Source organism: Spirosoma fluminis (assembly GCF_054778895.1).
In genome coordinates this window covers 125,508-139,474 of the sequence record NZ_BAAGZD010000019.1, presented here as the reverse complement: position 1 = coordinate 139,474, position 13,967 = coordinate 125,508, and the positions used below count along the sequence as shown (strand labels likewise).

11 protein-coding genes are annotated in these 13,967 nt (G+C 51.6%); 6 read left to right on the top strand and 5 right to left on the bottom strand.

The genetic code is table 11. From position 1 onward, the window contains the following. Nucleotides 1-18: 18 nt before the first annotated feature. From ACYVBJ_RS19590 to ACYVBJ_RS19580, 3 genes are all read left to right on the top strand, one after another. Complete coding sequence (locus ACYVBJ_RS19590; protein ID WP_460983998.1) at nt 19-2,394, top strand: TonB-dependent receptor; 2,376 nt, start codon at nt 19-21, stop codon at nt 2,392-2,394. Between the two features lie 121 nt (nt 2,395-2,515). Further along, entirely contained in the window at nt 2,516-3,304 is a 789-nt protein-coding gene (locus ACYVBJ_RS19585; protein WP_460983997.1) for a ThuA domain-containing protein, read from the top strand. 59 nt (nt 3,305-3,363) lie between these two features. Then, complete coding sequence (locus tag ACYVBJ_RS19580) at nt 3,364-5,208, top strand: glycoside hydrolase family 9 protein (protein ID WP_460983996.1); 1,845 nt, start codon at nt 3,364-3,366, stop codon at nt 5,206-5,208. Between the two features lie 111 nt (nt 5,209-5,319). On the opposite strand, the gene ACYVBJ_RS19575 is transcribed toward ACYVBJ_RS19580, so the two are convergent. Next, entirely contained in the window at nt 5,320-6,528 is a 1,209-nt protein-coding gene (locus tag ACYVBJ_RS19575) for an MFS transporter (RefSeq protein WP_460983995.1), read from the bottom strand. An 88-nt stretch (nt 6,529-6,616) separates the two neighbouring features. Beyond that, a complete protein-coding gene (gene msrA / locus ACYVBJ_RS19570) occupies nt 6,617-7,276 on the bottom strand; it encodes a peptide-methionine (S)-S-oxide reductase MsrA (protein ID WP_460983994.1) in 660 nt (219 codons plus the stop codon). 136 nt (nt 7,277-7,412) lie between these two features. Here msrA and ACYVBJ_RS19565 point away from each other — a divergent pair, with 136 nt between their 5' ends. From ACYVBJ_RS19565 to ACYVBJ_RS19555, 3 genes are all read left to right on the top strand, one after another. Next, the gene (locus ACYVBJ_RS19565) at nt 7,413-8,261 is read left to right on the top strand and encodes a helix-turn-helix domain-containing protein (protein WP_460983993.1); all 849 of its coding nucleotides are present in this window, start codon (nt 7,413-7,415) and stop codon (nt 8,259-8,261) included. A gap of 262 nt (nt 8,262-8,523) precedes the next feature. Continuing rightward, nucleotides 8,524-9,621 (top strand): FG-GAP repeat domain-containing protein, encoded by a 1,098-nt coding sequence (locus ACYVBJ_RS19560; protein ID WP_460984153.1) that lies wholly within the window; start codon nt 8,524-8,526, stop codon nt 9,619-9,621. 80 nt (nt 9,622-9,701) lie between these two features. Beyond that, complete coding sequence (locus ACYVBJ_RS19555; RefSeq protein ID WP_460983992.1) at nt 9,702-10,106, top strand: hypothetical protein; 405 nt, start codon at nt 9,702-9,704, stop codon at nt 10,104-10,106. 90 nt (nt 10,107-10,196) lie between these two features. Here the strand turns inward: ACYVBJ_RS19555 and ACYVBJ_RS19550 are convergent, their stop codons facing one another. The 3 genes from ACYVBJ_RS19550 to ACYVBJ_RS19540 all read right to left on the bottom strand — a co-directional run bounded on the left by ACYVBJ_RS19550 (nt 10,197) and on the right by ACYVBJ_RS19540 (nt 13,958). Further along, nucleotides 10,197-10,859, bottom strand: a complete 663-nt coding sequence (locus ACYVBJ_RS19550; RefSeq protein WP_460983991.1) for an OBAP family protein — start codon at nt 10,857-10,859, stop codon at nt 10,197-10,199. Nucleotides 10,860-11,144: 285 nt separating this feature from the next. Continuing rightward, entirely contained in the window at nt 11,145-12,638 is a 1,494-nt protein-coding gene (locus tag ACYVBJ_RS19545) for a Gfo/Idh/MocA family protein (RefSeq protein WP_460983990.1), read from the bottom strand. 258 nt (nt 12,639-12,896) lie between these two features. Further along, nucleotides 12,897-13,958: an NAD-dependent epimerase/dehydratase family protein gene (locus tag ACYVBJ_RS19540; protein ID WP_460983989.1), complete on the bottom strand. Its 1,062-nt coding sequence runs from the start codon at nt 13,956-13,958 to the stop codon at nt 12,897-12,899. Between the last annotated feature and the right edge of the window lie 9 nt (nt 13,959-13,967).

The following is a 13,967-nucleotide window of genomic DNA, read 5'->3' as shown; positions in this document are numbered from 1 at the left end:
CGTTTACCTTGTGTTTGTATGTATCAACGTCTGCTTATCGTTTTTTTGGGGTCTATCCTGTCGCTGCCGTTGCTGGCTCAGACACGTTACGTCATCCGGGGGCGGGTAACCGACGGTACGTCGGGGCGCGGGCTGGCGGGCGTGTCTGTTACGGACAAAAAGCAGGGCGCTGGCACGACCACCGATAGCACGGGTGCCTACCGACTAGCGGTGTTACCCGGTCTTTACAACCTGACTTTTTCGGCGGTGGGGTATTATAGCCGTAACCGATACGCAGACCTGAGCCGGGCCGATGAGGTGGTCGATGTCCAGATGAATCCCGACGTTCGCCAGTTAGAAGAGGTGAACGTAACCGGCCGGGCACCCGATGCCAACGTATCGGCAGCCCAGATGAGCATTGTCAAGCTCGATATGAAAAACCTGCGCAACATTCCGGTCGTCTTCGGTGAAGTAGATATTCTCAAAGCGTTGACCTTGCAGCCGGGTGTGAGCACGGTTGGCGAAGGAGCAGGCGGCTTCAACGTCCGGGGTGGCCGCACCGACCAGAACTTGGTCTTGTTAGACGGTGCCCCACTATTCAATACGAGTCACCTGCTGGGTTTACTAAGTAACCTTAATGCCGATGCCATTCAGGATGTGACGCTTTATAAGGGCGGTATTCCGGCAGCCTACGGTGGGCGGCTATCCAGCTTGCTGCTGATGAACACTAAATCGGGTGAAACCGAACGAATCAGCATAAACGGCGGCATTGGGCTGATCACGAGTCGGCTGCTGGTGCAGGGACCGTTGATCAAAAACAGAAAGTTAACATTTCTGGCGGGGGGACGCATCGCGTACCCGTCGCTGCTGCTCGGCCTGTTTCCAGCCCCCACTAACCGGAACCGAGCTTCCTTTTATGACCTGAACGGTCGACTAACCTACCGATTTAATGCCGGAAGCCAGTTAACGACTACGGTGTATCGATCGTTTGATACGTTCAAATTTCCGCAGGATACGCTCTATACCACCCAGTCGACACTGATTACGGCCCGCTACAGCCAGCGCCTGAATTCAAATCTGTCAGTAAATGCGACCGCCACACAAAGCGATTATCGGTTTTATCTGGATGGTCAGAACACGACAAACACGTATCGATACCGCTCAACCCTGCGCCAGCGCGAGGCCCGGTTGGATATGCTCTGGACTCCGCCTTCCGGAAAAAATCTCTCAAAACATCGGCTGGAGTTCGGGGGTTCACTCACGGGCTATAGTCTGCTGCCGGGAGCTATTGCGCCGACTGGCGAGCGTACGAATGTTAATGCGCAAACGTTACCTGCTGAGCAGGCCCGTGAGTGGGCGGGGTACGTATCGGAAGAATTCACTCCAGTTCGGTGGCTGTCGGTACAGGCTGGCATTCGTTATGCACAGTTTACAAACGTAGGGCCGGGTGTTACGTACCAGTATGCCGAAGGGCAGGCCCGTAGTCGCGAGACCATTACCGATACCCTTCAAGTCGGCGCTGGCCAGCCGCTGGCTCAGTATGGCGGCTGGGAACCCCGCCTGACGGTTCGGGTAAATATAACGCCGGTCAGCTCGCTGAAAATCAGTTATAACCGGACCCGCCAATACCTGCACCTGATCTCAAATACAACCGCTATTTCACCGGTTGATTTCTGGAAAGTAAGCGATGCACTGGTACCTCCGCAGGTAGCGGACCAGTGGGCGGTGGGCTACTTTCAGAATTTCCAGGACAATCAGTATGAAACGTCCGTGGAGGTCTATCACAAAGACATGACGAATCTGATCGAGTACCGGAACGGAGCTACCCTGCTGTTGAATCCGACATTGGATGCCGATTTGTTACGGGCTCAGGGACGGGCCTACGGGGTAGAAGTGAGTATTCAGAAAACGCGCGGCCTGCTAACGGGCCTTTTGGCTTATACTTATTCGCGAACGCTGGCTCGGGTACCAACTACGTTTGTCCGTGATCTGATTAATAAGGGCGACTGGTATCCCTCCACGTTCGACCGCCCCCATAACCTGACTATCGCTACGCAGTGGAAGTGGCGACGCGGCTGGACGTTCGGCACTAACTTCGTCTATACCTCCGGTCGGCCGACTACGTACCCTGATGGCAGTTACCGGCTCAATGGAACCAAGGTGCTCGACTATTCACAACGTAACGCCGACCGCATTGCCGGCTATCACCGGCTGGATGTGGCGTTTACGAAAGACGGTCGACGAACGCCCGGCCAGCGTCGGTACAGCAACTGGTCAGTATCGTTTTACAACGTGTACGCCCGCAAAAACCCGTACTCAGTTTACTTTCAGCGTGTCAATACCACTACCCGAAGTTATCAACTCTCGGTATTTGGCTCGATCATTCCTTCCGTCAGCTGGAATTTTACGTATTGAGCATACCCTCGTCTGCAGGGAGTACACCAGCGTTCAAATCGTTAGTTTCAAGTTTACCGAACTGCCATTCCTTGTTTACTTTTACCGCTCTAAACAGGTACGCTGCACATTGAAAGACAGAATGCAAAATCGAACGGCCGTTCCGCGCCGGATTTACTACTTACTCCTCTTATTTCTAGTGGGCTTCACGTCCGCAGTAGTTGGGCAAAAGCCTCAATTTAAAGTGGTGGCCCTTGCCGAAAAGGGTGGGGGTGTCCATGCTCCTTTCGTTGCAGAGGCTAAAAAATGGCTGGCACAGGTAGCGTCGGAGAACAATTTTACTGTTGAGTACATCGAGAATACGGAACCGATCAACGATGCGTTTCTGGCGAGGTATCAGCTATTTGTTCAACTGAATTATCCACCGTATATGTGGACAGATACGGCTAAAGAAGCGTTTCGCAGATATATTACAGACGGAAAAGGGGGCGGCTGGGTCGGCTTTCATCACGCTACGTTGCTGGGCGAGTTCGATGGCTACGCGATGTGGCCCTGGTTTTCGGAATTTATGGGCGGTATCCGGTATAAAAACTACATCGCTACCTTCGCCAAAGCAACCGTGCATGTCGAAGCGAATAGCCATCCGGTGATGAAAGGTTTGCCCGCTACGTTTGCGGTTGAGAAAGAAGAGTGGTATACCTACGATAAAAGCCCTCGCCCCAATGTAAACGTACTGGCCACCGTCGATGAGACTACGTATTCGCCCGAATCAACCATAAAAATGGGGGGCGATCATCCGGTGATCTGGTCCAACGAGCGAATGAAAGCTCGTAACGTCTATATTTTTATGGGCCATGACCCTACTCTGTTCAGGAACGACGCGTTCGTGAAAATCGTCCGGAATGCCATATTGTGGGGTGCTGGCAACTGATCTACTGATTAAACGGAACGCCGATGTCATTGTGATTCAGGTGTTATCCATAGTATACGATGCTTAAAAAACTGCTAAAATTAGTTAGTCTGGTCGGCTTCGTTCTGGCTTCGTTTCTGCTTCGGGCTCAGGGCGTTAAAGTGCTGACAAATCAGGTGGGCTATGAACCGGCAAAAGCCAAACGGGCGATGGTGATGGCGGATCGCCAGGTCTCGATTCCAACGTTTCAGCTCATCAATACGGGAACGGGCAAAGTCGTTTACTCGGGCAAGCCGGTCTATAGCGGACCAGTCAACAAGTGGAAAAACTGGCTGTTCTGGACGGTCGATTTCAGCGCGTACACTACGGAGGGAACGTATCAGGTACAAATTACAACGCCGGGTAAAAACGTATCATCTTATCCGTTCGTGATTGGCAGGAACGTACTGGAGCAGTACACGCTGTCGGACGTAATCTATTACTTTAAAGGGCAGCGAAGCTCCGGACTGCTGGATAAAGCGGACCGCAAGCTGGTGCTGGCGGGTAGCGCGACTGATACACTCGACGTGCACGGCGGCTGGTACGATGCCACGGGCGACTATGGCAAGCATCTTTCGCACCTGACGTTTTCGTCCTACTTCAATCCGCAGCAAATTACGCTGACGGCTTACAGTTTACTAAAAAGCTACGCGCAACTGACGAAGCGCAAAGGCGCTGACTTTCGGCAGTTCAACCGCCGACTGCTGGATGAGGCCATGTATGGCGCTGATTATCTGGTACGAATGCAAGCTAAAGACGGCTCCTTTTACCGCTCCGTGAAAGCGCCGGGGCCGGGTAAACTGGCAAAAGATCGGGTTATTCAGGCGGAAGACAAAGCCTATCGGATCAAGCAGTCGAAAGACCAGACATTAGCTACTACGGCTGACGAAACAAACTGGCGTCGGTATCAGGTGAGTTACCGGTCGGGTGGGGGTATGGCCATTGCGGCCCTGGCAATGGCGGCTACGTATGCGCCGGATCAGACGGGTGATTTCGGGCCCGCTGATTACCGGCGAGCCGCCGAGCAGGCCTTTGCGTTTCTGGAGAAAGAGAACCCCGCAATGACCAACGATGGCAAAGAAAATATCGTGGATGATTACTGCGCGCTGACCGCTGCCACGGAACTATACAGGGCTACCCAGCAGGATACGTATCGGAAAGCGGCTGACAAACGGGCTCAGAACTTATTGAACCGACTGGCATCCTGGAAAACGTATCGAAACTATTGGCGGGCTGATGATCAGGATCGGCCGTTCTTTCATCCGTCCGACGCCGGTTTGCCCGTGACCAGTTTAATAGAATATTACCCACTGGCATCCGCCGACAAACAGAAGGCGATTAGGCAAGTCATCCGGCAATCTATGACGTATGAACTGTCGGTAACGCAGGAAGTCAAAAATCCGTTTGGCTACAGTCGGCAGTTAGTGCAGGATACACTTGGCAAACGACGTACTACGTTCTTCTTTCCGCACGGCAGCGAAGCCTCGCCCTGGTGGCAGGGAGAAAATGCCCGTATTGCGTCTATGGCCACAGCCGCCCGTTTGAGCGCTCCGCTGTTCAGTGACGATAAGGCGTTTCAGGCAAAACTCGAAGACTTTGCGCTCAATCAACTGAACTGGATTCTGGGACTAAATCCGTACGATGCCTGTATGCTACAGGGCAGCGGTCATAACAACCCATCTTATGGATTCTTTGGTACGTTTGAGTACACGAATGCGCCAGGCGGTATTGTCAACGGCGTTACGTCGGGACTACACGACGAAGAGGACATTGATTTCAACCTGTCCTACAAAATGACGGGAAAAGACGCTGACTGGCGGTGGGCTGAACAATGGCTACCACACGCAGCGTGGTACCTGATGGCCTTGGCAGTCAATAACGAATAACTAAGTTTTAAAATAATCTGAATTACAAATTGGTATAAGTCAATTGATTTATAACCCATCACTTTGCTGGCGTAGCGGGGCTACGTGTAAGCTTTCTAGCTGCGAGTCACGTTAAAATAAGCTGACAAGTCGAGCGAGTCCTGCAGAGATAAGGAGGATCAGGGCGACAAACGCCAAGCCGTAATACAGGCCAAACGCTTCAGCGACGAAACCAATGACCGGAGGCCCGGCCAAAAAGCCAATAAAGCTAAACGTAGCGAACGTAGCCAATCCAGCGGCTGGCGGAATGCCCGGAATCCGCATGGATGCTCCATACAGAATCGGTGCGCCAAGTGAACAGCCCGCACCGAGCAAGGCAAACCCAAGTAAGGCAGTTGCGGGATAGGGAAGCGCAATGGCTACCAGCAAACCAACCGCGCCCAGCAGCCCACCAAAAAATAGCCAGCGTTTACCTCCAATTTTAGGAATAATCGCGTCGCCGAACAGGCGAAAACCGGTCATTGTTAGCGAGAAGCTGGCAAAGCCTAAAGCGGCAATCTGACTGCTGGCTCCGAGTGTCTGACGCAGGTAAACGGCGCTCCAGTCTAACGCAACGCCTTCGCCCATCGCAATGGCTAACCCAATCAGGATCATAAGCAATAGATCCAGATTGGGCTTTACAAACGATGAACCTGTTTTCTCACCCGATTCCGACCGGCTGCTCGACGGAATTTTAGCTAGCTGTGGCTGTAACAAGAATGTTAGACCTAAAATCAATGCCGCCATTACCATAATATGTATCTGTGGAGACACGTGCAGTGCAATTACGGCACCGGCAATACCTGAACCGATCAGTCCGCCCAGACTCCACATGCCGTGGCAGGACGACATAATAGCAATCCCCTGAGCCCGTTCCAGATTGGTCGCGCTGGTGTTCATCGCTACGTTAATCAGGGCTGCGCTGACACCCATCAGGAATAACCCAATGGCCATTATTATCGCGTTTGGCGCATTCAAGGGAATGCAAACGGCAAATGTTAACGCAATTGCCGACCAGAAGCAGGAACGCGCTTCGCCAAGCCGGGCAATGATCCAGCCCGTAAACGGATTCATAATCAGCAGACCGACCGGCATCGCAAACAGTAGAAAACCCAGTTGCGCGTCCGACAGGTGTAGCTTGTCTTTTACGTACGGAATGTGGGCTACCCAGCTACCCAGCAAAATACTATCTGAGGCAAACACCAGGCCGACCGCCAGCGCCTGTGGATTCAGGAAGATGGTCAGCAGGTTACGTATGAATAAACTTCGGCGTGGTCGGTTAAATAAAACGGTTGTATTCATGGCACAAAAATAGCCGGTACGTACCGGCTATTTTTCTAATCTATTGGCTTTTTCTAGTGCTCTATTACCCGTTATGGGATTAGAACGATTATTTCATTGTTAACGACGTATTATTTTTCAAATGCCCTGCCATAGCTTTGCGCAGCTTTTCGACCTTGGGTAACGACACACGCTGGATGTAAGGCTGGTCGGGGTGCAGGGCAAAATAATTCTGGTGATAATTCTCGGCTGGGTAGAAAGCGGTCAACGGCAATACTTCCGTTACGACCGGATTCGCGTAGTGCTTTGAGTCGTTTGTACGCTTGATGGCGGCCAAAATTTCGGCTTTCTCGGCAGGGGTCCGGTAAAAGGCAGCCGAGCGGTAATCACGGCCAACGTCAGGGCCCTGGCGGTTTAAAGTCGTAGGGTCATGGCCCGCAAAAAAAGCGTCGAGCAATTGGGCATAGGTAATCACCTTCGGATCGTAGTAAACCTGAACCGATTCAGCATGGCCGGTCTGGTCAGTGCCAACCTGCTCATAGGTCGGGTTTTTGACATTACCGCCTGCGTAGCCGGACACCACCTCGCGGACGCCTTTGAGCTGGTTCATGCCTTCTTCCAGTGCCCAGAAGCAGCCGCCCGCAAAGGTGGCCACGGCCTCACCGGGTTTCAAAGCCGGAAGTTTGGCAAACGCGTAGTCGTTCGACTGACCCTGAACGCAACCGGCCAGCAGGAGCAGGCTAAGTACATATAAATGAATTTGTTTCATACCAATATTTGAAGCAAGTTGATAGTATATAAACGTATAAACACTGAGATCGGTTTCAAGACTACAGGCCGAGTAGACAAGTTCAGATTGCTCTAAACGGTATTTATAACCGGATGATCACGTCCGGGTTACGCCTATGAAATTGCAATTCGAGAAAATAGAACCCGAGGCTGGTAGCTCGTTTCGGGTTATCCATCACACAGAGGTAGAAACCTGTGGGGTGTACTGGCACTACCACCCTGAATACGAGATTGTTTATATACCCGCCGGAGACGGTCGGCGACGGGTGGGTACTAACGTATCGCGCTATGAATCGGGCGAGCTGGCTTTTATCGGCCCAAACCTGCCGCACCTGAATTTCAGCTATGGTAAAGAAGGGCAGTACGAAGAAATTGTCGTGCAGATGCGGGAAGACTTCATGGGCGATGCCTTTCTACAGAAACCGGAACTGGCAACGGTTCGGCGGCTGTTCGAGCGGGCGCATCGGGGACTTGTCTTCGGGCCGGAAACCAAACAACGGGTTGGTGCCTGGCTGACGCAATTGCCCAACCAGCCGCCTTTTGAGCGGTTTTTAACGTTGCTTCAAATTTTACAGCAGTTAGCCGATGCCTCGGATGCCGAATTATTACATGCCGACGGGGTTCGGTTTGACCTGAATCCGAAAGAGCAGGAACGTATCAACCGGGTGTGTCAGCACGTTGAGCAGCACTACGCTGAACCCGTGAACATCCAGGCCGTGGCTGATCTGGCCAGCATGACCGTTCCGGCCTTCTGTCGCTATTTCAAGCGCATGACGCACCTGACGTTTACGGATTTTGTCAACGAATACCGTGTCAATCAGGCCCGGCGGCTGCTGCAATCGTCCCGAACGGTTGCTGACGTAAGTTTCACGGTTGGATTCAATAATCTGTCGCACTTCAACAAAACGTTTCGCGCTATAACCGGACAGACGCCCAGCGCCTACCGGAAGGCATTGGTAAGTTAAGCCAGCGTTGACTTGTTACGGATGGGGCATTACCAGTATGCCGTTTCCGGATCAGGTACAGTGCTGATTAAATCGGTCTGATGCGTTATTCGCAGCGCTTGATGAACAGGAAAGAGTAGGAAAGTACCTGATCGATGATTTGTGAATATTGTTAGAACGTAACACGAACAACGTTTAACCTGCCTAACACCCGCGCTTAACCTTATTGATTATGAACGTAGCTCAGCGAATTGGCTCCCTGTTTGTTTTGTATTCTTTTTCGATGTTCACCCCGCCGGCTCCGGAGCCTACGGTGCGTTTTAATCGGCAGTTTATTGCGGCTGAAAGCTTTGAATCGGTTGGCGTATTTGATGTAGACAAAGATGATACCCTCGATGTTGTTTCCGGCGATTTCTGGTACAAAGGCCCTCGCTTCTGGCGTCGACAATTAATCAGCGATCAGGTTCGGCAAGACCAATACTACGATGATTTCTCAACCATACCGCTCGATGTAAACGCCGACGGCCGGATGGATTTCGTAACGGGCGGCTGGTTTAACGCTACGTTACGCTGGGTCGAAAATCCGGGTAAAAAAGGCCTGTGGCCCTCGCACGATATTGCTAAGGTAGGGAACGTAGAGACTACCCGCGCCTGGGATGTCGATGGCGATGGTGTAGTCGAAATTGTACCCAATAACCCAAATCATCCCTTAAAGTACCTGAAATTGACCGGGCCTAATCAGTTTCAGACGGTTAACGTAGCTCCTACGCAGGGCCATGGCCTGGGCTTTGGGGATATCAATGCCGACGGCCGTGGCGATTTTATTGTCAGTGATGGCTGGCTCGAAGCACCGGTTGACCGCAATGCCGGTCCGTGGACTTTACACAGGGAGTTTGCCTTAGGAACGGCCAGCGTACCCGTTATTGTAGCGGATGTCAATGGTGACCGACGTAACGATCTCATTGTTGGACAGGGGCACGGATACGGCCTGCACTGGTATGAGCAAACGCAGGGTGCAAACGGGCAGCGGGGCTGGACGAAACACCTGATCGACGATAAGAACTCGCAATATCACTGTCTGGAATGGATTGATATTACTGGCGATGGCCGTCCTGAGTTGATAACGGGTAAGCGATTCCGGGCGCACAACGACAATGACCCCGGTGCCGACGACCCCGTCGGTTTGTATTATTTTACCTGGGATATGGCGCGTAAGCAGTTTACAAAACACGACATTACGTACGGGCCCGCTGGCGTAGGTAAAGGAACGGGTATTTACTTTGCCGTGGCCGATTTGCACAAAACCGGCCGCAATGACCTTGTGGTAGCTGGAAAGGATGGGCTGGTAGTATTTTTTAATGAGGGAGTTAAGAAAAAATAATTCTATATAACCGATCTATTTAGCGGTTTTGCATGTATTTTTAACATGCTTAATCTCCTCTTTACTCAATCAACTCGTTTATGCAGCGTGCTCAATTAAAGGAATTCTATGGCTACGGGCTTATTTTAGGAGTCCTGGCCGCCGTTCAGGCTTATTCAGTTTACATTGCGTCAACCACCGACTTAACCTTAACCTGGCAGCATTACGCTGGCTTTGGTGCTACCGCACTGGTAGGCATCCTGTGGGCATTTCGCAAACCACAGTATCTGTTCTATGTCTTAGGGCTAACCCTTATTCTAGGTTATGAAAACCTGGTAGGTTTCACGCCAACCCTCGATTTTACGGTTACCCGCTACTATTTCAACAGCATCGCACTGCCTGTATCGTACCAGGATTTTTCGATGTATATGCTGCTGATCTGGGCTTACGTTGCTCACGAGCGGCTACGTACCCTCGCGCGGTCTCTTTTTGTGAGAAGGGCCTAAATGGTATCGCTTTAAGTGCGGTAAGTAAAACGAGTGGAACACGTTCACCATGTAACGTATTCCACTCGTTTTACTTACCGCAATGACCGTCTATTTCATCGGTTTCTCGTCCTTGAAGCTATCTTGCTTAACGTGCTGGTGTTTGTGGCCGGTTAGCGCGGGCAACTGAATAATTTCGCCTGTTTCCCAGGAATCGGCACCGGGTTGATGAGTCGGATCGGGTATATCGGCCCGGTTCTTTCGGTTTTCTTCGGTTGATACGTTAAAGCGTTTGTCACGGTCCTGAACGAGTTTTGGGTTGAGTTGCCCGTCTCTGGTAAAGCCCATCATCAGCGCCGGATTGGCGAAAGGCAGTTCAATATCCTGATTGGTATGCCAGGTGTGCCAGGTCTTGCCATAGGTTGAGACAACCTGCTCCATCAATTCGTGTTCGGCCACTTTGGGCAGGCCGGGCGCAATTAGTTCGCCACTCTTGACCTCATACCGGTGGCTGTGCCAGAGTTTCTTCTCATCGGCGGGCAAGGTCATGAACAGCTTTTCGGAAATGATGTGTTCAACGCCCATGATTTTGGCGCTGTCGCCGTTGCCGTCATAGATGAGGCACTGCGTTACGTCTTCATTAAGTTTAGCGCAATAATGATGGGCTTCCATTTGTCCGTTAAGCTGACCGTTGTAGAAGGGAAAGCCGTTGAGATAGATAGTTAGCTTGCCAATGGGCGTTTTATCCTGAATAGCCGCTGCGCCAGCCTCCATCACCTTCGTTTCCCAGACTTTTCACTGCCGGGTACTTATACGTTCGGCGACGTATTTTCGCCCCCGCAGGCCAGCATTATACCAACTAGGCCTAACCAACTCACTATCCGCTTCATGCTGTTATCCGTTGATTTTGAAGACAGAACCGGCTGGCGCGGGCGTTGTTTATTCTAGTTATCAAGTAGGCAGAAAATAAAAAACCGCCCTTTCGAGCGGTTTCCTGCGTAGCTCCGACACCGCAACGGCAGACCGTTCCTGTCGGAGTTACAGATCAGACTGAGCAAACTACGTTGTTAACGACCAGCCTTCGCGGTACTTACGTGACACGAATTGATTAGCTTCATCGAAGTTCGTGATCTTCATATTTTTACCATCCCAGGTCAGCTTCTTACGACCGGGGTAGTTGAAGCCACGCCCATCGGCTTTGGGCGTACGGAGCGTGTAGCTGCGAATGGCGAGGTTACCCATCAGCACTGACTCGGTAAGCGGACCCGCAAAGTCAAACGACGACGTAAGCGCCTTATGTTCTTTGCTGTTAAAGCCAGCTTTGCAGGCTTCTGTCCAGAGAACCTGGTGACCATTCTCGGGCACGTCACTCTTCGGCTTCGGCGCGGCTTCCATTTTCTGTCCGCTTTTCGTGTACAATTTTGGATCATCGCCGTACATACCACAGGCAATTAACCCTTTATCACCAATCAGGAATACGCCGTTCTCGCCGTTTTCAGGGAACGGTTCGTTGGCGGGCAGCATATCGGGCCGGAACGGACGAAGACCGCCATCCATCCACACCATCTTAATCTCTGACTTGTTCTTCGCTGACGCGGGGAATTTCAACTCCACGTGCGACGAAGGTGGGCAACCTTCCGGAATGTATTCGGGTGTCCAGTCCTTCAGGAACACCTGGCCGATGCTGGTCTCAACTTCGGTTGGATAGCCCAGGCCCAAAACGCGGAACGGTACGTCCATGATATGGCAACCGATATCGCCCAGTGCACCGGCACCGAAGTTCCACCAGCCGCGCCATTTGAACGGATGATATTGAGGGGTGTAGCCTACCTTTTGAGCGGGTCCGATCCACAGATCCCAGTCGAGATCAGCCGGTACTTCGGCCACAGGCTGAGGCACTGGTATACCCTGTGGCCATACAGGGCGGTTGGTCCACAAATAAACAGTATGTACATTGCCGACCAGGCCTTTGTCGAACCACTCGACCATTTGCTTCTGCTGCGGGTTCGATGAACCCTGGTTACCCATCTGCGTTACCACTTTGTATTTGCGGGCCGCTTCGGTCAGCATCCGGGCTTCGTAGATATTATGGGTTAATGGCTTCTGCACGTATACGTGCTTGCCCCGCTGCATAGCGGCCATGGCAACAACCGCGTGCGTATGATCGGCGGTTGATACAGTCACTGCATCAATGTTTTTACCTTCCTTATCGAGCATCTCGCGGAAGTCTTTATACCGCTTCGCGTTCGGATGCTGTTCAAAGTTCTTTTTCACCTGATCGCGTCCCCAATCCACGTCGCATAGGGCTACCATGTTGTTCGCTCCTTTGTTGAAGGCGTTATTGGTATCCGAAAAACCTTTACCCGCTACGCCTACCCCCGCGATGTTGAGCTTATCGCTTGGTGCGATGAACCCTTTGCCACCTAATACGTGACGTGGTACAATAAGGAAACTGGTTGCTGCCAAAGCGCCGGTTTGTAGAAACTGCCGACGGGAGGTGGTCGCTCCTTCAGCCGGTTTCGGATTTGACATTGAGTTATCTGACTGATTCATGTATCAAGGATCAAACTAGTTTATCTTATAAAAGTACCCGCCTATGTCTTTTTACCCGGTTTTTTCAAATTTTTTAATAAGTAGTTCATCTTGCTGGTTCAGACCAACTGTAGACTGTAAGAAAGAGCTATCTTGTTTGATTGAATAAATTGTCAACTGTGCTATTGATAGATTTTATCTAAGCTAAGAAAGAGTATACACACAAGAGTGATAGACTATAAAAACGCCGATCGCATTTCTACAACCGGCGTCTAAAACTTACTTTAAAATCGGCTCCAGGGCGGCCCGGTTTTCGTTAAGCCAGTCATGGATGTCGCTCACAATTTCGCGGATGCCGAGTTCGGGTTTCCAGCCGGTGAGTTGGATTACTTTGGTGTTGTCGGTGATGTACAGCCGGATGTCGGCGGCTCGGTTTTCGGTTACCTCTTTGATGGGGATGGTTTTGCCGGTCACTTCCTGGCACACTTTGGTCAGTTCCTGCAAGGAGGCACTGCTTTCGTTGCCACCACCCGCGTTCAGAATTTCGCCGTTGACCGTATCCAGGTTGTGCAGCTCCCAGTCGATAAGCCGGTACAAGTCAGCGATATGGAGCATATCGCGGGTTTGTTTGCCGGTACCGCCGTACCCAATGTACGCCAGCTGCTGCTCAAAGTAATGTTTGGCAATCCAGAGCACCATTACGCCCTGATCGACTTTACCCATTTGCCACGGACCGGTGATGACACCGCAGCGGTTGATGACCGTTTTCAGTCCGTAAAATTCATTGTACTCCTGGATCAGCAGCTCCGACGCTAGTTTGGTCGTGCCATAAAGCGACCGCGCGCCATCCAGCGGGAAATTTTCGGCGATGCCCTTTGAAGATACACCAGCGACGGGTTGATCGTCGGTCAAGACGAAACGCGTGTCAGCTTCGGCGAAATCCAGCGTTTCAATCGTCTTGATCGGGTAGACTCGACTCGTTGAGAGAAAAACGAAATTCGCCTTATGCTTCAGCGCGTAGTTGAGGCAGTTTACAGTACCAAACAGATTGGTGTTAATCAGGTAATCGGGCGTGCCGTCCAGGCCAGCCAGTACGGAAGGTTCGGCGGAGGCTTCAATCACCGTATCAACGGCGGGCAGCGCATCAAAATCTTCTTTGCTACGTATATCGCCGTGGATAAACTCGATTCCCACGGCTTTCAGTCGTGAAAGGCTTAGTTCAGAGCCGCGCCGTTTTAAATTATCGAGGGCGAAAATCTGATAAGTTGGATAGTCCTTTTTAAGCGAAATGGCCAGCGATGAGCCAACGAATCCGGCACCGCCGGTGATCAGAATTTTCATAAATAGAGA